26 protein-coding genes are annotated in these 25000 nt (G+C 40.8%); 6 read left to right on the forward strand and 20 right to left on the reverse strand.

What is annotated here, in order from left to right; all coding sequences use genetic code 11:
• Window positions 1–156 precede the first annotated feature (156 nt).
• From PULV_RS15255 to PULV_RS15310, 12 genes are all read right to left on the reverse strand, one after another.
• Window positions 157–420 (reverse strand): hypothetical protein, encoded by a 264-nt coding sequence (locus PULV_RS15255; protein ID WP_405127496.1) that lies wholly within the window; start codon window positions 418–420, stop codon window positions 157–159.
• 53 nt (window positions 421–473) lie between these two features.
• Window positions 474–1112 carry a hypothetical protein gene (locus PULV_RS15260; RefSeq protein ID WP_086745978.1) on the reverse strand — a complete coding sequence of 213 codons (639 nt, stop codon included), beginning with the start codon at window positions 1110–1112 and terminating at the stop codon, window positions 474–476.
• A 70-nt stretch (window positions 1113–1182) separates the two neighbouring features.
• Window positions 1183–1875: a PspA/IM30 family protein gene (locus PULV_RS15265; RefSeq protein WP_086745979.1), complete on the reverse strand. Its 693-nt coding sequence runs from the start codon at window positions 1873–1875 to the stop codon at window positions 1183–1185.
• Window positions 1876–1891: 16 nt separating this feature from the next.
• On the reverse strand, window positions 1892–2305 hold the full coding sequence (locus PULV_RS15270; RefSeq protein ID WP_086745980.1) for a YjfI family protein: 414 nt from the start codon (window positions 2303–2305) through the stop codon (window positions 1892–1894).
• A gap of 80 nt (window positions 2306–2385) precedes the next feature.
• Window positions 2386–4038, reverse strand: a complete 1653-nt coding sequence (locus tag PULV_RS15275; RefSeq protein ID WP_405127497.1) for a polyamine aminopropyltransferase — start codon at window positions 4036–4038, stop codon at window positions 2386–2388.
• 87 nt (window positions 4039–4125) lie between these two features.
• Complete coding sequence (locus PULV_RS15280; RefSeq protein WP_193332180.1) at window positions 4126–5025, reverse strand: DUF350 domain-containing protein; 900 nt, start codon at window positions 5023–5025, stop codon at window positions 4126–4128.
• Window positions 5026–5051: 26 nt separating this feature from the next.
• The gene (locus PULV_RS15285; RefSeq protein WP_086745983.1) at window positions 5052–6005 is read right to left on the reverse strand and encodes a hypothetical protein; all 954 of its coding nucleotides are present in this window, start codon (window positions 6003–6005) and stop codon (window positions 5052–5054) included.
• Window positions 6006–6187: 182 nt separating this feature from the next.
• Window positions 6188–7390, reverse strand: a complete 1203-nt coding sequence (locus PULV_RS15290) for a dipeptidase (RefSeq protein WP_086745984.1) — start codon at window positions 7388–7390, stop codon at window positions 6188–6190.
• An 80-nt stretch (window positions 7391–7470) separates the two neighbouring features.
• Window positions 7471–7719 (reverse strand): YheU family protein, encoded by a 249-nt coding sequence (locus PULV_RS15295; protein ID WP_086745985.1) that lies wholly within the window; start codon window positions 7717–7719, stop codon window positions 7471–7473.
• Window positions 7716–8690: a hydrolase gene (locus PULV_RS15300; RefSeq protein ID WP_193332181.1), complete on the reverse strand. Its 975-nt coding sequence runs from the start codon at window positions 8688–8690 to the stop codon at window positions 7716–7718. Before PULV_RS15300 ends, PULV_RS15295 begins: the two co-directional genes overlap by 4 nt.
• 321 nt (window positions 8691–9011) lie before the next feature.
• A complete protein-coding gene (locus PULV_RS15305) occupies window positions 9012–9497 on the reverse strand; it encodes a TIGR02444 family protein (protein WP_086745987.1) in 486 nt (161 codons plus the stop codon).
• Window positions 9481–11397 carry an ATP-binding cassette domain-containing protein gene (locus PULV_RS15310; RefSeq protein WP_086745988.1) on the reverse strand — a complete coding sequence of 639 codons (1917 nt, stop codon included), beginning with the start codon at window positions 11395–11397 and terminating at the stop codon, window positions 9481–9483. Before PULV_RS15310 ends, PULV_RS15305 begins: the two co-directional genes overlap by 17 nt.
• A gap of 162 nt (window positions 11398–11559) precedes the next feature.
• On the opposite strand from PULV_RS15310, the gene PULV_RS15315 reads away from it, so the two are divergent.
• The gene (locus PULV_RS15315; RefSeq protein WP_086745989.1) at window positions 11560–11760 is read left to right on the forward strand and encodes a YheV family putative zinc ribbon protein; all 201 of its coding nucleotides are present in this window, start codon (window positions 11560–11562) and stop codon (window positions 11758–11760) included.
• Window position 11761: 1 nt separating this feature from the next.
• Here the strand turns inward: PULV_RS15315 and PULV_RS15320 are convergent, their stop codons facing one another.
• Entirely contained in the window at window positions 11762–11977 is a 216-nt protein-coding gene (locus PULV_RS15320) for a SlyX family protein (protein ID WP_086745990.1), read from the reverse strand.
• Window positions 11974–12963: a WD40 repeat domain-containing protein gene (locus PULV_RS15325; protein WP_193332182.1), complete on the reverse strand. Its 990-nt coding sequence runs from the start codon at window positions 12961–12963 to the stop codon at window positions 11974–11976. The genes PULV_RS15320 and PULV_RS15325 overlap by 4 nt, the downstream gene beginning before the upstream one ends.
• Window positions 12964–13149: 186 nt before the next feature.
• Between PULV_RS15325 and fkpA the strand changes: the two genes are divergently transcribed.
• Window positions 13150–13908: an FKBP-type peptidyl-prolyl cis-trans isomerase gene (gene fkpA, locus PULV_RS15330; RefSeq protein ID WP_193332183.1), complete on the forward strand. Its 759-nt coding sequence runs from the start codon at window positions 13150–13152 to the stop codon at window positions 13906–13908.
• Window positions 13909–13956: 48 nt separating this feature from the next.
• On the opposite strand, the gene rsd is transcribed toward fkpA, so the two are convergent.
• Complete coding sequence (gene rsd, locus PULV_RS15335) at window positions 13957–14430, reverse strand: sigma D regulator (RefSeq protein ID WP_193332184.1); 474 nt, start codon at window positions 14428–14430, stop codon at window positions 13957–13959.
• Between the two features lie 396 nt (window positions 14431–14826).
• Between rsd and hemE the strand changes: the two genes are divergently transcribed.
• A complete protein-coding gene (gene hemE / locus PULV_RS15340; protein WP_086745994.1) occupies window positions 14827–15891 on the forward strand; it encodes a uroporphyrinogen decarboxylase in 1065 nt (354 codons plus the stop codon).
• A gap of 61 nt (window positions 15892–15952) precedes the next feature.
• Here hemE and PULV_RS15345 read toward each other — a convergent pair whose 3' ends face one another.
• From PULV_RS15345 to PULV_RS15355, 3 genes are all read right to left on the reverse strand, one after another.
• Window positions 15953–17335 carry a TonB family protein gene (locus tag PULV_RS15345; RefSeq protein WP_193332185.1) on the reverse strand — a complete coding sequence of 461 codons (1383 nt, stop codon included), beginning with the start codon at window positions 17333–17335 and terminating at the stop codon, window positions 15953–15955.
• A 114-nt stretch (window positions 17336–17449) separates the two neighbouring features.
• Complete coding sequence (gene sthA, locus PULV_RS15350) at window positions 17450–18886, reverse strand: Si-specific NAD(P)(+) transhydrogenase (protein WP_086745996.1); 1437 nt, start codon at window positions 18884–18886, stop codon at window positions 17450–17452.
• A 12-nt stretch (window positions 18887–18898) separates the two neighbouring features.
• Window positions 18899–20032 carry a fatty acid desaturase gene (locus PULV_RS15355; protein ID WP_086745997.1) on the reverse strand — a complete coding sequence of 378 codons (1134 nt, stop codon included), beginning with the start codon at window positions 20030–20032 and terminating at the stop codon, window positions 18899–18901.
• Window positions 20033–20173: 141 nt separating this feature from the next.
• Here PULV_RS15355 and fabR point away from each other — a divergent pair, with 141 nt between their 5' ends.
• Complete coding sequence (fabR, locus tag PULV_RS15360; RefSeq protein WP_086745998.1) at window positions 20174–20791, forward strand: HTH-type transcriptional repressor FabR; 618 nt, start codon at window positions 20174–20176, stop codon at window positions 20789–20791.
• Window positions 20792–20803: 12 nt separating this feature from the next.
• Here the strand turns inward: fabR and trmA are convergent, their stop codons facing one another.
• Complete coding sequence (gene trmA, locus PULV_RS15365) at window positions 20804–21901, reverse strand: tRNA (uridine(54)-C5)-methyltransferase TrmA (RefSeq protein WP_086745999.1); 1098 nt, start codon at window positions 21899–21901, stop codon at window positions 20804–20806.
• Window positions 21902–22094: 193 nt separating this feature from the next.
• On the opposite strand from trmA, the gene PULV_RS15370 reads away from it, so the two are divergent.
• Window positions 22095–23243 (forward strand): DUF5610 domain-containing protein, encoded by a 1149-nt coding sequence (locus PULV_RS15370; RefSeq protein WP_193332186.1) that lies wholly within the window; start codon window positions 22095–22097, stop codon window positions 23241–23243.
• A 59-nt stretch (window positions 23244–23302) separates the two neighbouring features.
• The gene (murI, locus tag PULV_RS15375; RefSeq protein ID WP_086746002.1) at window positions 23303–24088 is read left to right on the forward strand and encodes a glutamate racemase; all 786 of its coding nucleotides are present in this window, start codon (window positions 23303–23305) and stop codon (window positions 24086–24088) included.
• On the opposite strand, the gene PULV_RS15380 is transcribed toward murI, so the two are convergent.
• Window positions 24057–24533 (reverse strand): RNA recognition motif domain-containing protein, encoded by a 477-nt coding sequence (locus tag PULV_RS15380; protein ID WP_086746003.1) that lies wholly within the window; start codon window positions 24531–24533, stop codon window positions 24057–24059. The two genes, murI and PULV_RS15380, sit on opposite strands and share 32 nt — an antisense overlap.
• Window positions 24534–25000: the final 467 nt, after the last annotated feature.

A 25000-nucleotide genomic window follows, 5' to 3' on the forward strand; every position in this document is an offset into this window, starting at 1 on the left:
ATCGCTTTTATCTATATTTATATTGTTTACTCTGATAGTGCTTTGCATGTGTTATTAGGTGCTGGATATGTTGCTTGAACAATCATTTCTAAGTTTGATAGGCATAAAAAAACCTGATATGAAGTCAGGTTTTTATTAACAGCAAAGTGCTAGTTGTTAACTTGTGGGCTTTGTATGTTGAATTAGCAAGTCTGCAACTTGTTGTTTTACTGCTCGCTTATCATCAGGGTCAACATTAAAACGTTGTGCCAGTTGTATAATTTCTTCATCGCTTAAATTAAACGATAATCTTTGACGTGTTTTTTTAGATTTAACATCTAAAGCAAGAATTTTTCTGATCATATCAGAGGGGGTCAGTTCTTCGTCAATAGCTTGCTTTTTTATGCTTTTTTGTACTTCGCTGCTTAAATCAAACGCCATTTGTGTGGCACGGACAGCTTGCTCTTGGCGTTGCCATTTTGCCTGTTTATCTGTCACGATGCATGACCTGGAAACAAGTCGACAATGTCACTAATCGGACGGCTTAAAGTCAGCGATACTTCTGTCTCACCCCCTTCCCAGATTTCGATATTAAGACTGTGGTTTTCATCATCGGAGGCCAAGCTGATCACCTCGCAGGGCTCACCGCTTTCGTCTTGATAGCGAGGCAGTGATAATTGCCGGTAATCTTTATTGTGAAAATAACAGACATAAGGTGCTTCAGATTGCTTATATGACGATGCTAAAAAGCGTTCAAAGGCTTCAGGTGTTGTTGCCGTTGTAATGTGAGTTAATGTTTCTTCATCAAATATACGGGCAAACTCATCGAGTGTGAAAATTGCATCCACGTCATCACGTTGGATTTTAATCGAAAAATTTGCAAACTCCTCGCCATCTTCGCGTTCAATCTGTAAAAAAACTACTTGACCAGATTCGCTTTCTAAAACGAATTCGTACTCAGCACTGTGCTGATATTGATATGTTTGAACATCTGTTACTTTTAAAGTCTGTCCTTTTAGCCAGCTAGGGTATGCAAAAGAATCAATTAAGGTCAGCATATCACCGGTTTTTAACTGACTAGCGTGAGTGAGTTGGCGCTCAACCGGCTTTTTAGATTTAAAAAAACCAAACATAATTCACCTGTTTGTTAAAGTTGGTAGACAAAAAAGGAGGCTTAGCCTCCTTTTAGTTAACGCTATAAGCTTATTGCGCTTGTTTGGCTTTGATGCGAGCAAGAATATCGCTACTTTTTTGGTTTTGCTCACCAATTCCAGCTTCGGCTAGTTTAGCTTTTAAATCATCGCCATTGGTTGCCGCTTCAAGTTGCTTTGCTGCACCAAGTTGGTCTTGACGATCTTGCTGGCGCTGTTTAATACGCTCAAGTGACTGACGAGCATTAGTCATTGACGACTCATTGGTATTAAGCGTGCTGTTGACCGCCATTGTTGCCTTTTGGACGCTTTCTGTGGTTTTAACCATAGTGAGCTGTCGTTGGTTTTCTTTGATCGATTTTTCAGCATCTTTAACTTGTTGTTTTAAAGCTACAATATGATTGCTGAAACCGGCTAATACTTGATCATGCTCGGCTTTTTCTGTTTCAAAATCACCTATTTTTTCAGCTATTTCTAGCGCTAAGGCTTCATTACCTTTTTCAAGCGCTTGGCCTGCATAAGCTTCATGCTCAGCAATACTGTCATTCAATGCACTGATTTTACGTTTGGTTTGCATTTCTTTTGCCATGACTTCAGTCAGGCTTTTTTTGGCTTTTTGCAATGCATTTTGTGCGTCAGCAATTTCTTGCTCAAAAATGCGTATGCCGTTTGCATCAACGATTGATTCACCAACTTCTCTTGCACCACCACGTACCGCAGTAAATAATTTCTTTAAAATACTCATAATTCTTACTCCACCATTATTCGTTTAAATAAGCTGTGACGGCATCCAATGCATCAATTGCATTGTCTGCCAGCGTCACCAACTCATGTGTAACTTCATCAAAAGATGAGCTGACAGCAAGGGCTCCAAAAATGGCGTATTGATCGTCAATTTTGGCAAAAGCACTTAAAGGGATTGGAACATTCAGCTTTAAAAGTGCTTCATTTAATTCATTTCGTAATTCAGCTTTGACTTCACTTTCGTTAAACAGGTAGCTGATACATAGCAGCTGCTCTTGTGTTTGAGTAACGAAAATAGGTAACTCATCATTCCCATCTACAATCACTTGCAATACTTCTTGTTCGCCAGGATTAGCGATTAAGAAAGATTCAAAGTTTGCGCCCTCAGTTTCGAATGACGCGAGCTTGATTGATAATTCGTTTAATTCCATCTTTTTTACCTTATTCACTTTGACATAGTATGTCTGAGTTAAGATTTGCACAGGTGACATATTATGTCAACACTGCGCAGTTAATTTTTATACAATTCAGATTCTGTTTGCCATGCTTGACGATAATAATCATATAAAACACCAGAGCCTAACCTATTGACTTCTATTTCTTTATTGGAAGAAAAGAAGTTGTTTGGGAATGCAAAGGCGGCTTGTAAATAATTTTGATTGATCCAGTTACTTTGTACTGGAAAGTTGCTCACTTGAGCTATTCGCGCACTTGCCGGCTGACCTGTTCGCGTGGCTATAGTCCATCCCCATTGCCCAAATGAAGGAATATTTTGTTGGTATTGCTCTACATGGGCAAACCCAGCATGTTTGACAGTCTTAGCAATGCTTATAAATGCTTTTTTGGCATGGTAAGGAGAGGTTGATTGGATTACTAACGCGCCATCTGGAGCTAATAGCTGTTTTACATGGTTATAAAAATAATCACTATAAAGTTTATTGAGATCGGGGTGATTTGGGTCGGGCAAATCAATGATGATGCTATCGAACTGCAAGCCCTGATCGAGCATTCGTTCAACTTCTAAAAAGGCGTCTGCAACGACGACTGTAGCGCGAGGATCATTTAGCGCATCGAGATTTAAGTCTTTCAGCTTGTCTGTTATTGATGGCGGGGTTTGAAACTCAGTGCCGCTAAGTCCAAACAGAGTCAATAATTGGCCATCTAGATCAATCAATGTTGCTTGTTTAACAGGCCATTTCAGGACATCTCGTAGGGCTAAACCATCACCACCACCAATAATGAGCACGTGATCATGGCGATTCGCTGCGAGCATGGCTGGGTACACTAGCATGGTGTGGTAAATTTGCTCATCAGCACTTGAGAACTGCAAACGGCCATTAAGGAATAAATCATTGATGGGTGCCGCTTGCGTGCGACTTAAGCGCTCAGTAATCACCACATGCTGATATTTGGTTGACTCTGAATAAATCACTTTATCTTTATAAAGTACATTACTGAGGTCCTTCATCCAAGTGGTCGCGTATACTAAAAAGATCGCAAATAAACCCAGTAGTAACAGATGACAAACCAGCAAGAGTTTAGCAAAGCGCACATGCTGATGATAACGCCATAAAAAAATCAGCCCTGCAATCACATTAAATAATGCCGTCCAAGCAGCGGCTTGCATAATGGGTAGCGCTAACATTACAAGTACCCAAATTGCGGCACCGACTCCAGCGCCAATGTAGTCAGCACCGTAAATTGTACCAGCGTTGTTTTCTAAAAATCGACCATAAACGTGCTGGCGAATACGTGCAATCAGCGGGATTTCCATGCCAATAAAGATGCCGAGGATCAAACCAAAAATATACGGTAAAAAACGAGCGAAATTTTGAAACTGCTCAAACAAGGCGCCATCGAGTACAGCGTCTGCGGGTAAATTGTAAAGGCTGGCAAAGGTATGGGGTAAGGTATAACTAACGGCAATAATACTTGCGATAATTAAAATGCTGCTCATACCAAGCAGGGCAATTAGGCTTTCTAACCAAGCAAATGCAGTGAATGGGTCTTTAAACCAGCGCGCTAAAAATGCGCCAATTCCCATCGCCACAATCATAGTCCCAATCATGGCATAAATGGCACTCTCAACCGAACCTAGAATGCGTCCAGCGTAATGAGAGAGTAAATATTCATAGATTAGGCCACAACCTGCGAGGATGGCCATCACACTAATTAAGAGGATGTCGTGACCGAGCAATTTAAGATTGCTGGTCACAACGGATGTACTAGGTGAAGTTGATGTCGTCAAGATTTAGGCACCGAGCAACGTCGCCATTGTCATCCCCACAGCAAATGAAATTGCTGCAGAGATTGTTGCAACACCAATATTTCGTTGACGATTCACTTCATCGGAAATGTCTTTGCCAGCTAAGATGACTTTAATCATCACCAAATGCAAAACAATAAAAGCCATTAAACTGCCAAGCGCAGAGAGCGTCCAAAACAGCAAGCTTGAATTAATATTGTCTGCTAGATAAGGGGCAATGCCTGTGGCCGCAGTTAACGCGAGGGCGCTACCAATTAAAAAGCCAGCATAGCGAATACCAACAGCAATATTGTTATCTAAAATGGCTTGTTGTAAACAGTCACCGTTGCGGTTGGTGCGTTTGTATAGTTGTACACGATATTGGCTGATCAGCAACATGCAGATGTTACCAACCACAAACGCGGCAATCACGATAGGTAAACCATACCAACCTTCGGTGAGCACCCAAATAAGAGCTGAGCGAATTACGATTGCAACACTGATAACATGGCCAAAATCGATGAGAGCTGCAGTGATGTTACCTTTGATGATTTCATCATGTAAGTTTACTTTTTGCAGGGCGACTTTATCTTGAAAAAAGTGCCCAAGCTTAATCAGTGCAATGCCGATTAGCCCGTAACCGGCCATTTGTGTAGCTTCTTGCAGCAACGAGTCTGCAAAGGCTCCGCTAGTGACACCAGTCAATACAATGGCTAAACCTGCTAATCCGCCCGCAAAGCTGAGGCCAAAAGCAAAGTTATCTTTTTCAGTAATTTCATCATTTGCGTGCAGGTTTGATACCCAGCCTTTAATAAACTTTAGGCTGACAAATAGGGTGACGATAATTACAAAATCTATTAGAAGTGCTTGAATTGACCAAGCTGTTAATCCGTTAATTTGGTACATATTTATTAAACTCCGCTACTTATGCGTTATTTGCCTCGGCTGACGCCGCGCGAGGTTCTATTTGAGCTATTGCGCACAGAGCCAGAGCTCGATTTTGCATAACTACTCGATTTTGAGTAACTGCTGCGCGTGGCTGGTGGGGTATGGCTACTGCGACTTAAGCCTGACGCCCCTGTTTTGGTTTTAGCGTAGGGGCTGGTAAATTGTTTGCCTTGGCTTTTATAAGATTGGCGCGTGCGATTTTCGACAGTTGTCTGCTGCTTATACTGTTTATAACCGGTATAACGTTTGCGGCCATAGTCATTGTAATAGCTATATTTTCGGCGTTTGCTCCAACTGCCATATTCTATGGCACCGACCACATCACCAAACATACGGTACATGCCATACCATTGCCAAAAGCTAATGCCATTTGAGTTCGTTTGCCACTGACCGTAATTGGCATTTCCAACCAGTTGATTGCCAGCCCCCGCTAAATCACCATTGGCGGCATCTTCGGCGGCTTTACTAATGGCGCCAACACGTGCAAGGGAGCCATTGGACATATCAGCTAAAACGTTGATCGGATCGGTTAGTGCATCTGCAAACAAGCTCAAACTAGCGGCTTCTTTAAGTAAGGACGCTTGTTCTATGATCTCTGCACTGCTGAGGGTCGGATCGGGGGTTTTCAGCTCATTGAGTCGAGTAAGTAGATTTTGATACAAAGGACCTTGTTTGGTCGCATCCTGCGCGACCAGTTCTGCAATGGCGCTCAGTTGAGGGTTGGTTTGAGTTAATACTTTGCCATATTCACTAAGAAGTTTGGCATTGCGTATTTGTTGGTTATCAAGCGCGTCACCTAAGGTGTTGATCTCTTGTGAGGCTTGTTCGAGTGTGTATTTGATTGTTTGTTGAGTGCGTTCTTCTTTTGATTCGCATCCCAGCATTAAGCTAAACAAACAAAACAGACTGATAAGTTTCCAAGCTTTTAAATCGGACATTCATTGTCACCTGATCTGCTGCTGTTAATCGTTCGATGATCAGTTTTACATAGCTCTAAAAGATAACCAAGATTTCAGTGACTAAAATTGTATCTTTTTATTTAGTTAGGTTTTATTTACTGCTTATTTATTACTTATCGAATCAGTGAAATGCTGATCATCAGCATTTCACTGATGTGATTTTAGTGCTTGGCTGCGTAGTCTTCAACATCTTGCCAGACGCGAAGTACATTGCCACTGAGTATTTTGATGATATCAGTGTCGCTGTAGCCTCGGTCGAGTAAACCTTGCACTAAATTTGGGTAGCTTGCGACATCTTTTAGGCCAATCGGTAAAGAGTCGCCCACACCATCGTAGTCTGACCCTATGCCCACGTGCTCGATACCAATTAACTTCACTACGTGGTCAATATGATCCAGTACGTTTGCTAATGAGGCAAACGGATAGGGGTTTTTGGCTAGATAGGCTTTACGGAAGTCTTTGACTACAGGGCTATCTGCAGCATTATTTTGTGCTACTTCGCTACGTTTTGCTTTAAATTGATCACCCCATGCACCCGCAGTGGCCGTGACAAAGCTAGAGCCAAAGTTAATTTGGATTACGCCGCCATTGTCTTTGAGGGCTAAGAGCATTTTATCATCCATATTTCGTTCAAACCCAGGCGTGTATTTACGCAGTGAGGAGTGTGACGCGATGACTGGCGTTTTTGAAAGTGCCATGACCTGATAAAAAGCATCATCAGAGATGTGAGAGACATCAATCATCATGCCTATTTTATTCATTTCGCTAACGAGCTCTTTACCAAATGGGCTCAAACCCTGCCATTGTCGACGTAGATCGTAGGACGAATCAGAAATATGGTTACTCTGTGAGTGTGCCAAAGTGATATAGCGTACGCCACGTTGATAAAAATGAGTGAGGTTTTCAAGCTTCCCTTCGATTGGCGAACCATTCTCCATGCCCATAGGCAGTGAGATTTTGCCTGCTTTAAAGTGGGCATGCACATCGCTGACTGAATCTGCAATAGCAAACTTATCCGGTGCACGGCCAACAATGGCTTCGACATAATCAATGAGCTTGTTTGCTAATGCATAGGAGCCGCCGGTTTTTTCGAGTCCAGCAGGAATATAGATCGACATAAAAGGCGCATTGAGTCCGCCTTTTACTGCGCGAGGGTAGTCAAAGTCGCCGCCAGCTGCTTGGCTGACATCTTCCCATTGATGTTCCAACCGATAGGGTACATCAATATGTGTATCAACCAAGATAGTATGTTGTGTTAATTCAATTGCTCGTTGAGAGGCTGGGGTGAACTCTGTTCCTGTTGATTGTTGCGCCATTACGCAGCAGCTGGACGCTAACAATGAAAGGCTGGTGATGAGTTTCATGGTTTTTCTTATTGTTTATTGTCAAAAAACCATTGTGTGAGTTTCTCTATCGCGTTACAAGGCCTGCGCGTTAAATGATCTTAATAATCTGGACTTAGGTGCTCTTCAGGCTGCTCTGCAAAGGTGCGAGCAGTCATGATATTGACACTCTCATGTAGCTCCGAAAAGACAATAACAACTTCTCCAGATTTTAATTGCTGGCGTATTTGAGCAATTTTATCGTCTGTAGAATATTCAAGTTCGCCATAATCAGTCCCTTCACGCAGAATAAATTCTTTAATTAAGTTATCGAGCGTGTCTTTTGCTAAGGCGTCATAAGGGATAATCATAATAAGGTTCGCTTAAAGAATGCGGGAATTTTTTGCTCAAGCCAGAATACGGGTTTCAATGGATTCGCGCCACTAATAAAACCGACATGGCCTCCTTTTTGTGAGACGGCCAGTTCTACATGTTCACTGACTTCTTCCTGAAGCGGGACAGCTTGGCGTGAAAGCATCGGGTCGTCGTGCGCATGCACGATCAGTGTGGGTGTGGCGATATCTTTTAGATAAGGTTTAGCACTGGACTGTTGATAATAATCATCGGCATTTCGAAAGCCATGTAAGGGGGCGGTAACGCGATTATCAAACTCGAGTAAATCGTTAATGTTTGCGAGCTCATCACTGCTAAGTTGAATTTGTTGCTCGATTGTTGGTAATTTTCGCGCTGTTGACTTTTTTAAGCGCCCCAATAAATAGCGTTGGTAAATTTTTGCCAAGCTTTTACGAATGACCTGACAGGAGCTCGCTAAATCAAGGGGCGCAGAAATAACCGCGGCGGCATTTAGTAAACTATGCTGCTTAAATTCCCCTAAATATTTCGCTAACACATTTCCTCCCAGTGAAAAGCCAACAGCGACTAATGGTTTATTCGGAAAACGTGCTTTTAACGTTTCAAACAAATAGCGTGCATCGGTTGTTTCACCGCTGTGATAAGCACGAGGCAACAAGTTCGCCAATTTAGAGCAGTTTCGAAAATGCATGAGCACAACATCAAAGCCATTGGTATGTAATGCTTTCATCATACCTTTAGCATAAAAACTATCGATGTTGCCTTCTAAACCATGGAAGACGACTGCTAATGGTCGAGTGTCGCTCGTAATTGCCGGGGTTGCCCATGCAAGTTCGAGGAAGTCTTGATCGGGTGTGGTGAGCGTTTCATACTCAACATTTAACGCCAGTTTGGGGCGAAAAAAACGAGGGAGTATGGTCTGTGCATGTTTGTTGCTCATCCACCAAGCGGGTTTAAAACTACCGTTCATGATCCTAAAGATGTTTTGTAATACACCTGAGCAGTGTATCAGAAAAAAATAAAGCACCAAACTAAGCGGGCTTAGTTTGGTGCTTTAGCGCGTCGTGCTTAACTCTTTACTCAGGCACTTCAGCCTCATTAATCTTTTTCATGAAATACACAACGTAAAAAATACATAATGAAATAACGACACCAAGAAATCCGAATGAAAAAAACAACACTGGGTCGCTAAAAAAATCTCTAAAAAATACGTTCATGGCGTTTCTCCTATTTCTTCAATAAGGTAAAGATATAAGAGCGATGGCAAACTAGATCTGATTTAGATCAAGTTTTACTCGGTTGAATGAATGAGCTGGTGGAGAGTTTGATTTAGATCAGGTTTTTTGGCTAATGTGCGATCGCTAATGTAAAGCGCGAGGTTATCGGGTTGTGCATGATGATGAGTAAGGAATTGATGATAGGCTTCAACCAGCAGATGTTGCTCTTGCTGTTCAAAGCTCAATTCAGTGGCAAGCATTTGAGCACGCATTGTTTCGTAGTGAGGCAATGTAAAGTATTGCTTTTTGAGCTGTGCTCTTAATGCTCGTAATGGAGCAGTAAATTGCTTATTAAAAGGAGTGAGTGCAGCAATTAACTGCATCAATTGATGAGCAGATAGCTGAATGTTTAAGGTATTTAAATAGAGTAAAAATAGGCAGAGATTGACGTTTTTATCATCGGTATCTTGCCATTCTAAAAGAGTATTCGCCACCTGTGGGTGGCGATAAATATCGAGACTAAATTGCCAAAATGCCTGTGAGTTAATCGCAGTCGGCATGAAAGGCACTTTCTTTATTATCAAGTTCTTCAAGCAATTCTAGTAGCTGTTCTTCAGTGTCATTATGTTCGGGGACGAGCAGCGCTTGTTGCGCCAATAGTTGGGTTAATTGCGCTTTATTATCTGCTTCATATATTGTGCCATCAGACAGCGCCATTTCTATTTCGCTCAGTTTTGCGGTGCTTTTATCGAGCTTAGTTTCTAATTGGCTAATTTTCTTTTTGAGCGGCTGCACTTCTTTTCGAAATTCAGCTTCTCGGCGTTTTTGATCTTTACGATTAACGGCGCTGTGGCTTTTATCGGTTTTAGCCTCTGTTGCAGAGTCTGCCTTATTGGCGGCTAATAACCACTGATAGTATTCATCAAGGTCATAACCAAAAGGGGTAACTTGCCCTTGGTCGACTAAATAATACTCGTCAGCAGTATTTTTGAGCATATGACGATCGTGGGAAACAGTGACCATCGCACCCTCAAAGCCTTGAAGTGCCATTACTAACGCATGGCGCATTTCCAAATCTAAATGGTTGGTTGGCTCATCGAGTAATAAGAGGTTCGGCTTTTGATAAACGAGCATAGCTAACACTAAGCGAGCTTTTTCACCGCCAGAAAAAGGCGCAACAGGTTCGAGTGCTTTATCGCCAAAAAAAGCAAAGCCGCCGAGGAAATCTCGAATTTTTTGTTCTGTTGCTTGTGGGTCTAAACGTTGTATGTGCAATAGGGCACTGGCTGTTAGGTCGAGTGATTCAAGCTGATGCTGGGCAAAATAACCAATATTTAAGCCTTTGTGTTGAAATACTTCACCACTTTGTGGGGCAAGTTCACCCGAAAGTAATTTAATCAGTGTTGATTTACCTGCACCATTTCGGCCAAGTAAGGCAATGCGACTACCCGGTACTAAATTGAGTTTGATGCTGTCTAAAATAGTGATGTCGCCATAACCTGCTTTAGCTTGATCTAAGGTCATAAGAGGATTAGGCAAAGCGAGGGGCTCTGCAAACTCAAAATCAAATGGAGAGTCTACGTGGGCAGGGGCAAGCTTTTCCATGCGCTCAAGCGATTTAACACGGCTTTGTGCTTGTTTTGCTTTACTGGCTTTTGCTTTGAAGCGAGCGATGAACTTTTCGAGGTGAGCAATTTGTTCTTGCTGTTTTTCAAAGCTTGCTTGTTGTTGTGCTAAACGCTCTGCTTTTTGCCGTTCGAATTGTGAGTAATGACCTTTGTAGACGTTGATTTTTTGGTTTTCAATGTGCCAAATTTCATCAATGACGGCATCGAGGAATTCTCTGTCGTGAGAAATAAGCACTAACGTACCGGTATAGGCTTTTAGAAATCGCTCTAACCAATAAACCGCATCAAGATCTAAGTGGTTAGTTGGCTCATCAAGTAATAACAAGTCAGCTTCAAAGATAAGTGCTTGTGCTAAGTTGAGGCGCATGCGCCATCCACCAGAAAAAGAACTGACCGGTAAGGTAATTTGGTCATTGCTAAAGCCTAATCCATGGAGGAGTTCGCCGGCTTTTGCTTCGATAGAATACCCACCTATTCCTTCAAGCTGCTGGTGGGCGAGGGCGAGTAACTCACCATCTTGTTTTTTTTCCGCAAGGTGCAGCTGCGCGCGTATTTTGTAATAACCAACATGACCTTGCAAAACATATTCGAGGGCTGAAATGTCTAATGCAGGTGTTTCTTGTTTTACAGAGGAAATGCTCCAATCTTTTGGAACCTGGCAGTCGCCGCTATCGAGATGTAATTCACCTTTTAATAAGGCGAATAAACTAGATTTACCACAGCCATTGGCTCCGACTAAACCGACTTTATGGCTAGGATATAAAGTGGCATTGGCTTCTTTTAGTAAAGGTTTTGCGCCGCGTAGGAGTTCGAGTTGCGAAATCTGGATCATGATACAGTCTATAGCGTTTAAAATTAGCGTTAGTATATCAAGCAAGCGATCGAAATAGTTATAGCTAAACGTATAAATTGTATCCGAGGCTTAAAATAGCGCTGTTGTGAGTGAAGAAACAGAGTTAAAATAGCGAGTAATTCAGTCGTGTTGGGCGCAATCATGAAGCAAAAAAAACGTTTTATCGCGGGTGCAGTGTGCCCTGAATGTCAGACTATGGATATGATGCAGCTTTATAAAGAGCATGATGTTGAAAAAGTTGAATGCTTATCTTGTGGCCATAAAATGACTCAGCCCGATGGTGCTGTACAAGCGTCTACACGCCAATTTGAGCAAGTGATTGGCGTGTTTAAACCTGAGTAGCTTAATAGTGTGGTGGAGGCGGCTCAACCAAGGGGCCGTCACTATTAGGGCTGTTTTGCACTTCTTTAATTTTTTCGGCTAATAACTGGGTTTGACGCTGAATAATCGCGATTATTTTTTGGTGTTCTCGGATTTCATCATTGAGAATGTCGATGGTTTCATCTTGGAAGGCCACTTTGGCTTCTAGTTCGTAAATTCTGGTTTCTAAATCACTCATTTTTTCTTCTCTATTTGCCAAGTTTCCGCAAGGCCACTGGAACTTTCGCTAATAATGGTTTGCCCATCAGCTTTGAAGGCGACATCATACACCACTGCAGATTGAGGTCGAGACTCTTTTCTTGGGGTGACATGCCATGTCTGTAATTGTTGGCCGGTTTTTGCATCCCAAAGTGCAATTTTACGTGTTGGTGACCCAGTTAATAATAAATTGCCTTCTGCATTGAAGCGCGCGGCGCTAAAAATTTGCTGGCGACTTGAATATTGTAAGTTAGAAATCATTTGACCTGTTTGTAAATCCCAAATGCGAGCTTGTTTTTGGCTATCGGCTGTGAATGCATAGCGGCCTTTGGGGTCTAACGTCACTTGGGTGACTCGGCTGGGGTGATTAAAGCGGTGAATAACTTGCGCTGTGCGTGTATCCCATAAAAAAGCGGCATAATCGTTAGAGCCAGTTAGGGCGTAATAACCATTTGGCGACATATCAACAGCGTTAATTTTTTCTTGGTGGCCTAAAAATTCAATCCGTCGGCCCGTTTGCATATCAATGTGCACCACAACCCCATTACTTTTGCCGTACAGCACATGGCGGCCTTGATTGCTGACGGCAATATCTCTGATTGAAGAGTCTTTTATTTTCCAAAAGCCGATATTCTCGCCGCTATTGATATCCCATAAAGCAAAGTTTTCTTTATCGGCGCTGACAGCGGTACTGTTATCAAAGCTAATTTCTGTAGAGAGCACTAAGTTATCTTCTACTTGTTGGTGGCTCCATTGATATTTAAGGCCATTTTTATTCAGGTCCCATAAAGCAAGGCCATGAGATACTGATGAAACAAGACCCAAGGTTCCATCATCGGATAAACTAGCATCATAAGCACCTTGTATGGCATGCTCGGTTGCATTGCTCGGTAATTCTGATTGGCTACCGCAAGCGGTTAAAGAGGCCGCTACTAGTAAGCTAAAAATAGTGCGATATATCGTCATTTTGCGCGTATTTTTCCTTAACTCTTGCTAAGCAAGAGGTTAGACTAAGGGGCGATTTTGGTCCCAGGCTGTTTTAATAACTATTTCATATCGAACTAGTTATGCAAGCAGCCTATCACGTTGGCCGTTATTTTTAATTAGTTAAGTATAGAGAATTGGCTACCAAATGGTATGTCGGAGACAATAATGAAAAAAACACTAAAGTTATCTTTGATCGCAGCGTCTGTGCTCGCTCTTACAGCCTGTAATCAAGAAGCAAAAAAAGAACAAGCAGTAGAAGTTAAGTTAGAAACTGCAGCACAACAGCAAGCATACGGCATTGGTGCATCTGTCGGTGGATTCTTAAATAAAGATTTAGCAGATAAAAAAGAGTTAGGTTTTGAATTAGACCAAGCTTTATTAATCAAAGGCTTCCAAGATGCGTTAGCTGGCTCTGCAAAAATCGATGATGAAAAAATCCGCGAAGTATTAACCCAGTTAGATACTGACGTGCGCGCAAAGCAAGCTGAGCAAGCAAAGATTGAAGCTGAAGAAAACAAAGCTAAAGGTGTTGCGTTTTTAGCTGAAAATAGCAAGCGTGAAGGTGTAACTACAACTGAGTCAGGATTACAGTATGAAGTAATCACAGCTGGCGAAGGTGCACAACCTGCTGAAACTGATGTAGTTGTTGTTCACTACAAAGGGACTTTAATTGACGGTACTGAGTTTGATAGTTCTTACAAGCGTAATGAACCAGTAAACTTCCCACTTAACCGCGTGATTAAAGGTTGGACTGAAGGTGTTCAATTGATGAGTGTTGGTTCTAAGTTTAAGTTTGCGATTCCATCTGAATTAGCATACGGCGATCGCGCAACAGGTTCTATCCCTGCTCACTCTACGCTTATCTTTGAAGTCGAGTTATTAGATATTGAACAACCAGAAAAAGAAGCAGTTGCAAGCGAATAAGTAGCGGTTATCTTTTTAAATAAAAAAACGGGATTTAATCCCGTTTTTTTATTTATCTAAATGATTTGAATATAAATTATCAATCAACTCATCTTCGAATTCAAAACGTTGCTCAAGGACTTCACCGAGTTCAGAAAGATCGCTATCAAATTTTGAAAAGTCTTGTCCTTTCTTAGCGTCGGCATATTGATCATTAAAGTTTAAAGCTAAATCGGTTGAACTTGCGATTTTTGGGTAAAGAGTTTTGGCAAGGGCTAAGCTTTGCGGCCCCTTTTCTTCACACGCTTGCACAATGTCATCGTAAATTTCAAAATGTCCTGCTGATAAATAATCTACGAGAATTTGACAGAAGCTTTGAATTTCGTCTTTGTCAGGCAGAGCATTATCACTACGCTCGTAAGGTGGCAAACCAACAAGTTTACAATATTGCACTAATAATTCTTGACGTTCCTCTAACCATGAATCAATAACTGAGTGGGATCCACCCCATGACTCTTGGGCTTGTTCTAGTCTTGTTAGCATATTCTATCTCCCTTGCGAACTTAACGTTTTCTCTATAACAATGAAATATGAACAAAAGATCAACTGATTTTTTACAATTCAAGCAGATAAAATTTAAGTCATTGAAATATATTGGCTTATTTTTCAAGGGAAAAGAGGAGAAAGTACGCTTTTTATTGATTTAAAAAAGAAAAAACCACCCGAAGGTGGTTTAAATTCTTTTGCTGACTTGTTTAGACAAGTTCTTATTGTTCTTATTTACTAGCGCAGCTATTTTATAACAATTAATTTACTTGCCTGCAACTGTTTATTTCAAAGTTTATGTAATTGTTTGATCTTGCACATAGAGCGTGGGCTATCATAATGATACAATTGCCTGATTAAATGGGATTACCCCAGTAGCAGAATGAGAACTTTATGAGCGAACTTAAAAACGATCGTTATTTACGTGCCTTATTGAAACAACCTGTGGATGCAACGCCAGTTTGGATGATGCGACAAGCCGGCCGTTATTTACCTGAGTACCGCGCGCTGCGTGCAGAAGCGGGTGATTTTATGAGTCTGTGTAAAAATGCTGAGCTTGCTTGTGAAGTAACGCTTCAGCCATTACGCCGTTTCCCGCTTGATGCTGCTATTTTATTTAGTGATATTTTAACCATTCCTGATGCAATGGGTTTGGGTTTATATTTCGAAACAGGTGAAGGCCCTAAATTTGAACGTCCGATTTTAGATATGCGTGATGTTGTTAACCTGCCTATCCCAGATCCAGAGCAAGAGCTAGGTTACGTCATGAATGCTGTGCGTACTATACGTCGAGAGCTAAAGGGTGATGTACCACTTATTGGCTTTTCAGGTTCGCCTTGGACGCTAGCAACATACATGGTTGAAGGCAGTAGCAGTAAAACTTTTGGCAAAATTAAGAAAATGGCGTTTGCTGAGCCAGAGATTTTACACATGTTGCTCGACAAGCTCGCTGATTCAGTGATTTTATATTTGAATGCACAAATTAAAGCGGGTGCGCAGTCTGTGATGATTTTTGATACTTGGGGTGGTATTTTAACGCCTCGTGATTATCGAGAGTTCTCACTTGGTTATATGGAAAAGATTGTTGATGGTCTGATCCGTGAGTATGACGGTCGTAAAGTTCCTGTCACATTGTTTACTAAAAATGGTGGAATGTGGTTAGAAGCGATGGCTGCAACTGGCTGTGATGCACTAGGTCTTGATTGGACGATTGATATCGCAGATGCGAAGTCTCGTGTGGGTGATAAAGTCGCATTACAAGGGAATATGGATCCTGCGATGTTACACGCCAGCCCTGAGCGTATTCGACAAGAGGTACAAAAGATACTCGATGGTTTTGGTGCGGGCAGTGGTCATGTGTTTAACCTTGGGCATGGCATTACCCCTGATGTTGATCCTGAAAATGCAGGAGCATTTATTAATTCAGTACATGAGTTATCAAAGTTGTATCATCTGTAAAAGCATGCAGTAAATAAAAAAGGAGCCACAGGCTCCTTTTTTATTTACTTGAAGTAATGGGTTAGTAAGTAAGTCTGGCACCATTTGCCATCATCGCAGCTTTACCACCTTCAATTAAATTTAAATAACTACGAGTTGGCCAATTTCTTTGTTGAGCTTCTTCAAACGCCTGTTGTAGTAACTCTTCGCCTTGTTCAACGCGACCAAGTTCACTATAAGAAGCACCAAGTACAGACAGTAAAACTGGATGTGTCGGATCTAAAGAACGTGCAAGCTCTGCATATTTAATCGCAGATTGAATATCACGGATCTTAGGGTTATCTGAAAACGCTAACAAATGCGCATATTCAGTCATCGCTGGAAGATACTGATTGTGAGTTGCTTCTTTTAAAATACCGACAGCACGTAGCGGGTTATAGTGAACACTTTCGTAGTTCAATAAGGTTTTTGCTAACTGAAATTGTGCCCGGTAATTATCACCCTGACTGGCTTTCTCTAACCAGTTAAACGCTTTACGTTCATCAGGTTGACACCCTTCACCATTTTCAAAACAGTGAACTAATCTAAGTTGCGCATCATTATTGCCATTTATTGCAGCTTTATAGTACCAATTTATTGCTTGCTCTGATGGGTTTTCAATTACTTCATGCTCAAGCATCAGCGCATAGCGTGCTTGTGCATAACTATTACCACCATCAGCAAGCGCTTTTAGTTTGCCGGTATATTCTTCGAGCTGCTTTTCATATTTACGATGATTGGAGCTGCTATTACTCTCTATTTTGAAAGTATAAAACAAGTCGTTAACACGATCGGGTTCACCGTTACGTCTTTTAACTGGCTCAAACTTCCATTGTTTCACAGCTTCAAGTACTTGATCATCAATCGCATTTTTTGGAAAAGAAGCAAGAATACGTGCGTCTTCAACATGGCCGCTTTCATTGACATTGTAGGCAACTGTGGCCCATGCGCTTTGTGCTGCGAGTAAGTCACTTGAGTAATCAGGCTCTACTTTACTTACAATCGTTGCACGCTCTGGGTAAAAACGAGAAGGTTTCACGATTGGAGTATATTGCTGTTGGTGTTGTTTTTTACCGTATAACTTTGAAATTGCACGATAACGGTCTTTCCCCTCTTTGCGAGAAGGTATGACTTTACGTAAAACACTATACTTTTCAGCGGCTGCTGAGTTATCAAAATCTTTCGCGACGAGGTACCAAGCATAAGCTTGAGTGATGTCTTTTTCTACACCCAAGCCTTGCTCATACAAAGATGCGAGCTGAAACTGTGCTTCTGGGTGCCCTGTTTGAGCTAACTTGGTCAATTCTGTGGCGGCTTCAGTGTAATTTTTTTCACTAAGCAGTCTTTGTACTGAATCGAAGTCAGCAAATACAGAGGTAGAACAAAATGTTAAAGCGGATAAAAACCCTAAAGCAGCACATTTCATCTTAACAGCCTATTATTATTCTTTTGATGAAATTAGTTTACAAGAATTTTACACGGAAACAATAGTAACCAATAAAAAAGGGCACAAAAGGTGCCCTTTTTTTGATCATTTCGGTTATTTTATTAAACGGTTCAAACCGTTGAGAGCTGCAACACGATACGCTTCAGCCATTGTTGGGTAATTGAAGGTCGTATTAATAAAGTATTCAATATTATTCCCGCCATTTCGTTGTTCCATAATGGCTTGACCGATATGAATAATTTCAGATGCACGCTCACCAAAGCAATGTATGCCTAAAATTTCTTTCGTATCAATGTGAAAGAGTATTTTTAAACTGCCAACTTCTGTGCCTGCAATTTGTGCACGAGCAAGATGTTTAAATTGCGCTCTACCCACTTCGTAAGGGATTTTTGCTGTTGTTAGTTCTTGCTCATTTTTACCCACTGAACTGATTTCAGGAATAGTGTAAATACCCACCGGAATATCTGAAATAATGCGTTCAGGGCATTGTCCGTGTAAAATTGCGGTCGCTGCAATTCTACCTTGATCAAATGCAGCACTGGCTAAACTAGGGTAACCTATGACATCACCCACAGCATAAATGTTATCAATTTGAGTACGATAATTTTCATCAACTTTTAATAAACCACGGCCATCTGCTTCAAGACCGATTGCTTGCAGGTTTAACTTGTCGGTATTACCAGTGCGGCCATTTGCAAACAAGACACAATCGGCTTGCATCTTTTTGCCTGATTCCATATGGAATATCACGCAATCAGAACGAGTTTCGACTTTAGCAAGCTCTTCATTATGACGAATGACGATACCACTATTCCAGAAATGGTAACTCAATGCATCAGATACTTCGGCATCAGTGAATGCTAGCAAACGATCTCGGGTATTCACTAAGTCAACTTTTGCACCTAAACCTCGAAAAATTGAAGCGTATTCACAGCCAATCACTCCAGCACCATAAATAATGATATGGCGTGGATCATGGTTGAGTTTTAAAATCGTATCACTGTCATAAATACGACCATGTTCGAAATCAACCGCTGGTGGGCGATATGGGCGAGAGCCCGTAGCAATCACAATTGTTTGCGCCGTCATATCTTCAAACGAACCATCAGGTTGGGTGATTCGTAGGGTGTGCTTATCTATGAATGAAGCTTCACCATGAAATATATCAATACGATTGCGGTCGTAAAAGCTGGTTCTTAAATTCACCTGTTTAGAGATGACTGTACTGGCATGATTAAGAATGTCAGGAAAAGTGAGTCGATTTCGCTGCTCACTCGCATTAAAAAGTGGGTTCGTATTGAACTCAATTAAGCGGCTAACTGAATGGCGAAGCGCCTTTGAAGGGATGGTTCCCCAATGCGCGCAACCGCCACCAACAGAAGGTTGCTTTTCTATCACCGCAACCCGCTTTTTGCTTTTTGCCAGATTCATAGCGGTACCTTCACCGCCAGGGCCTGTACCAATGATTATGGCATCATACTGGTAAGTTACTTTCGTTGGTGACGCTTTTGCTTCTTTTGTTTTAGCCACTCTGTGTCCTCTTTAACTATATCTAGCTCTCAATAATTGGGCGTTGAGCTCAAGCCATGATTGCTTTTGCTTTTGCCAAGCCAGCTCTAAATCTCTATATTGTGTGATTAATGCTGACTTTTCACATTGTTTGAGCATGGTATTCTTTTTTGCATCAAGCAATTGTTTTTTTAGTTTACAGTAACTTTGCAATTTTTTAATTAAAACATCGTATTCTTGTTGCAATAGCTCAAGTTTCGCATGGGCGACTTGGTCTTTTTGTAACTTGATTGCAGTGCGCTGCATTAAGGTATTTGCTTTTGCTTTTTCGATTCGCTCAATTGGCGTTGTTTTTAACTTACTTGTTAATCCAATGTATGAGAGTGATTTTATCATCCACTTAGTCGGATCGTAATGCCACCATCGGATACCATTGCGGTAGTCGCTTGCAAAAATATGGTGGTAGTTATGATAACCTTCACCATAAGTAAACAGTGCTAACAAACCATTATCACGAGCTGTATTGCTTTCGGTGTAGGGGCGAGTTCCCCATATATGAGCAATGGAGTTGATGAAAAAAGTGAAGTGTTGACTCAATACGAGTCGCAATACACCAGCTAAAATTAGCATGCCCCAAATATCACCAAACATCAGGCCGAGCAGCAATGGCAGACCAATATTAGATATAAGAGTCAATAAGAGGTAATGTTTATGCTGCCACATAACAATTTTATTCTTTTGTAAATCACGACAGTTATCGTAATTTGAATAGTGATCACCTTGGTAGTCCCTTAGCATCCAACCAATATGGCTGTACCAAAAACCATTCGTCGCTGCATAAGGATCTTTAATTGGGTCATCGACCTGACCATGATGAATACGATGGTCAGAACTCCAATGCAGGGCACTGTTTTGAATCGCAAATGCACCACCAATGGCAAAAATAAATTGAATAACCGGATGGGCATCGTAGGTTTTATGCGCCCAAAGTCGATGATAACCGGCTGTAATTGACAGCCCTGCAAAAAACATACAGCCAACAAAAGCCGCCCAGTTAGCAAAACTAAAGCCATAAGTTATGCCGTACCAAGGGACTAATACAAGTGCGGCAATAAATGTGATGGTAAAAAATAAGACATTCGTCCAAATTATAGGTGGTTTTTTCATAATAAAAATCTCAGCGTACAACTGTACGCTAAAATAGTGGTTCCAGCGCATTCAGTCAAGTGACAATATCGAGAACAGTTAGTAATTTGCTGGTTAAGTAAATATGATAAACTGCTTTTTAGCAATTTATGGGGGGTATAGATGTCAGGCGTTCGAGCGAAGCAAAAAGAAAAAACGAGGCAAGCATTAATTGAAGCTGCATTTAATCAATTAAGTGCAGAACATAGCTTTTCGAATCTAAGTTTGCGTGAAGTTGCTCGAGAAGCAGGAATTGCCCCAACTTCTTTTTATCGCCATTTTAAGGATATGAATGAGTTAGGCCTGACTTTAGTTGATGAAGCGGGATTAACTTTGAGGCAACTCATGCGCCAAGCTCGCAGTAGAATAGAATGTGGCGGCAGTATTATTACTATTTCAGTTCATACTTTTATGGAATTTATTGAACAATCCAGTAATCAATTCCGATTACTTTTAAGAGAGCGTTCGGGGACTTCTAAAGCATTTCGTGCAGCCGTTGCGCGTGAAATAAAGCACTTTATTTTAGAGTTAGCACATTATTTAGAAATAGAAACCCATTGTGATGTGAAGCAAGCCTATATCCAATCTGAAGCGATGGTTACGATTGTATTTAACGCCGGAGCAGAGGCGCTTGATTTAGATAAGCCGCAGCGAGCAGAATTAGTTGAGCGATTAATTTGGCAATTACGTTTCATTGCCAAAGGCGCATCGATGTATAACAAAGAGAGAAAAAGCAGCTAATGCTGCTTTAATTTATTTGCGAGTTAAAAATACACCTGATTCAATATGGTGGGTGTAGGGGAATTGATCAAAAATAGCAAAACGCTCGACTTTGTGGGTCGTTGTTAAGGCATCTAAATCTCGTTCTAAGGTATCAGGGTTGCAGGAGATATAGAGAATGTTGTCGTAGTTCTGTACTAACTTAGTTGTTTCAGTATCTAATCCGGCTCTTGGTGGATCGACTAAAATACTTTGACAATTATAGCTAGATAAATCAATGCCTTTTAGGCGTGAAAATTCTTGTTCACCTTTCATAGCAAGTGTAAATTCTTCACTCGACATTCTTATAATATCTAAGTTATCTATGTTATTAGCTTTAATATTGAATTGTGCCGAAGCGACCGATGACTTAGAGATTTCAGTCGCTAATACACGATTAAATGCAGGTGCTAGTGCAATCGAAAAATTACCATTACCGCAATACAGTTCTAATAAATCATTTTCTAAATGCTGACTAATATCGAGGGCCCACTCCAGCATCTTTTGGTTTACTTTGGCGTTGGGTTGGGTAAAACTGTTTTCAACTTGCTGATATATTAGTTTTTTTCCTGCAACATCAAGTTGCTCGACAACATAGTCATTACCTAAGATTACTTTTTGCTTACGAGCTCGCCCTATAAAATCAATTTTAAATTCGTGAGAAAGCTTTTCTTTAAGCGCTGTAATTGCCTGTTCCCATTCATCATCAAGAGGCTTGTGGTAAAGCATGCTCACAAGTATTTCACCACTGAGGCTCGATAGGTAGTCAATTTGAAATAGCTTTCGACGCAGCACCTCTTGGCTTTTTAGTTCTTCAATGAGGCGTGGCATTAACGCGAAAATAACAGGTGCTGCAGGGTCAAACTGTTCAACACGGATCTTCTGCTTGGTCTGTTGATCAAACATGATATGGTAAAGGTCATCACCTTCGTGCCAGACCCTAAATTCAGCGCGTTGGCGGTAATGCTTTTCTTCTGATGCAAACACTTCAATATTATTTGCGCCAAACCGAGCAAATTGCGCACTAATTGTATTTTTCTTTTCGGATAGTTGCTGGTTATAAAGCGCAGGATTGATTGTAATCACAGCCATGAGTGTTGCCTCTGTCTAAATTTGTCGCGCTATTTTATGGGGCATGGATTATTTGTCTAGTGCTAATACGGAATAAGCCATTTATGATCCCTATTTTGAGTCACGTTAATGATTGTATGAATTTTATTCTTTTTTCTACAGGAAATGCTATTTTAGCCGATAATATGGATATAGATTACATAGGAGAAAGATCATGAAAATTGGTCTACCGGGTTTTCAGCCTGCGAATTTATTTAATAAATTTATTAAAACTCAAGAAAAATCGAGTAGCGATATAGGCTTACCCAAGCAAGGATATCAAACCGATCTGAAGAGTATCGCGGCAAAAGTGATGGGCAATAAATTAGCCGATACTTTATCAATGCCTGACAGCAAAAAAACTAGCACGGACTCTTTGTTCGATTTTGAAGAAGTAGCCAAAAACGTACTGGGATTTGTGAAGGGAGCTGTTTTAAAAGCGCAAGGTGAAGGTGCCGATCAAGATAAATTGCAGTCAATGCTTGATCAAGCGCGAAAAGGTATCGCAATCGGGATTGAGGAGGCTGAAAAAGAGTTAGAAGAATCTGGGTTATTAACCGAAGAAGTCAGCGAAGGTATAGCTAAGAGTGAAGAGCTGATGTCAAAGGGACTCGATGATCTTAGTGAATCGCTTTTTTCAAAAGCTGCACCATCAAATGAGATCTTTAGTAACTACCGCCAAGCAAGTCAATACAGTTTAAATAATGGCGCTCAGTTGAGCATTAAAACTCTTGATGGTGATGAGATTAATATTACTTTTAATGCTGATTTCTCACAATCTAAAGCAATAGCATTTCAATCGAACGAACAAGAAGCGCGGTTTGCATCTCAGTCTTCAACATCATTTAATTATGGTTTTACCTTAGAGGTAAATGGTGAGTTAGATGAAGACGAGCAAGAAGCCATCAATTCATTAATGGCTGATCTGCAAGGCGTGAGTGATGCTTTTTTTTATGGCAATATTGATGAAGCGTTTGAAAAGGCTTTGGATTTAAATATGGATACATCTCAGTTGGCTGCTTTTTCTATGAATTTGCAGCAAACTGAATCAATGAGTAACGTTAAGCAGTATCAACGCAATATACCAGGCCAAGACTTAGCCGAACAATTGAGGCCTATAAATGAAGGGTTAGGTCGTGCAAGAGAGCAAGCAAAGCCATTAAATATAGAATCTGAATTAGTGAGTCTTCTGGAGTGGTTGAATCAAGATAAAGACAAACTTGATAAACTACTGGATTATAGTCGGACTGTCTTTGAGCAATACTCCTTACTAGAAACAAAGCAAGCAAATAAAGCAGATAAAGAAATCAACCATACTTTTTGAGATAGGCTTAAATTAGTAGATATGGCAAACTAACATTTGGTTTAATTGGAGATGTTAGTTTGCAGCCCCACATAGTCATTTTTGATTCTGGTATCGGTGGAACAACGGTATTGGAACATATTCAGCAAAAATATCCATATGCACAATATTCCTACGTGATGGATAATCTATTTATGCCTTATGGTCGCTTAAATGTTGAAGTATTAAGGCAGCGTCTTCATGCAAAGTTGCTGACCATTCAAACTCTGCATCCAACAATTGATATTATTGTTATTGCTTGCAATACCGCGAGTACTCAAACATTAGAGTTTTTACGCAGCCAAACTTCAATTCCAATAGTGGGTGTAGTGCCAGCAATTAAGCCTGCGGCTTTATTATCGAAAAAAGGACAAATAGGCCTACTTGCCACTCCTGGGACAATTCAGAATGTCTATACTCATAGTTTAATATCAGAACACGCGCAGCAAGCAAAGGTAAACCTTTATGGTTCTACGGAATTGGTGGAACTGGCAGAGCAAAAATTTTGGCATGGGCAGGTCGATCATGCAAAGCTTCTCGCAGAATGCGAAAAGTTAGCAATTACACAAGATAATGATGTATTAGTATTGGGGTGCACGCACTTCCCGATATTAAAAGATGAGCTTCAGGCGATAGTAGGGAGCGCTATACAACTGATCGATTCAGGTCAAGCCATTGCCAATCGTGTAGAGAGCATTTTACAAAGTAAGCATTGGGGAAAGGGCATAAAAAAAGAGCTGGTACGATATTACGCAACAGCTCCTATTAATAGCAACAAGGTTTCAGTATCTGAAATTAAACTGATTGATCCGTTGTCTCAGAACTAAAAGAGCTCTCGTTGTCATCAGATTTTTGTTTCGCTTCACGGACTTTTAAAGTGCGTTGTTGAAACTCGAAATCATTCAGCGCGGAAATGGTTGTAGATGCGTCCTTTTCAGCGACCTCTACAAAACCAAAACCACGGCGTTTACCTGTATTTTTATCTTTCAATAGTCGAACAGAGAAAACTTTACCGTGACTTTCAAATAATTCACGCACAACCCCTTCATTTGCACGGTAAGGCAAATTGCCTACATAAAGTGTTTTTGTTTTAACTTTTGCTTCATCAATAGGCGTATTGAGTGAAGCTGCAATAAAAGCCCCTACAAAAAGCCCAACAGCAAATAAAACAGATGAACTAAGAAAGGTACTTAATACAAACTCAGCGATAAAAAAGCCGACTACAGCTAAAACTACGGCAACAATAATAGATTTTTGATTAGGAAGATTCATTTTGGATTACCAATATACAAAAAATAAACATTAATTTAACAATAAGGCAGGTCATATCTTAACTATATAAATAAACATAGCAATAAGATTGCTCAAAAAATCTCATATTGTTTAACTTTAATTGAAGTTTATGACAGATGAAAGTGCATAAAACAGACGTTTGGTTTGATTTTTGAGCGGTTAAGCGCTTTTTTAAAGTTTTATTCAAAAAAGCGCTTGCCAAAAAAGTTCGCCGCTCTATAATGCGACCCCACTGAGACGGCAGACAGCAACGCTTAGCGAGGCAAGAGTCGAATCAGAGAGTTGAGTAAAACTGAGTTTGGTTTCAAAAAGAAATTCAAATTAAGTGTTGACTTGAAAAGTGAAACGTTTATTATGGCGCTCCACTTCGCAGCAAGCTCCTAGAGTTGGCGCTGCAACGTTCTTTAACAATATAAAGCAATCATCTGTGTGGGCACTCGTACAGG

Source organism: Pseudoalteromonas ulvae UL12, assembly GCF_014925405.1.
Taxonomy (GTDB): Bacteria; Pseudomonadota; Gammaproteobacteria; order Enterobacterales; family Alteromonadaceae; genus Pseudoalteromonas; species Pseudoalteromonas ulvae.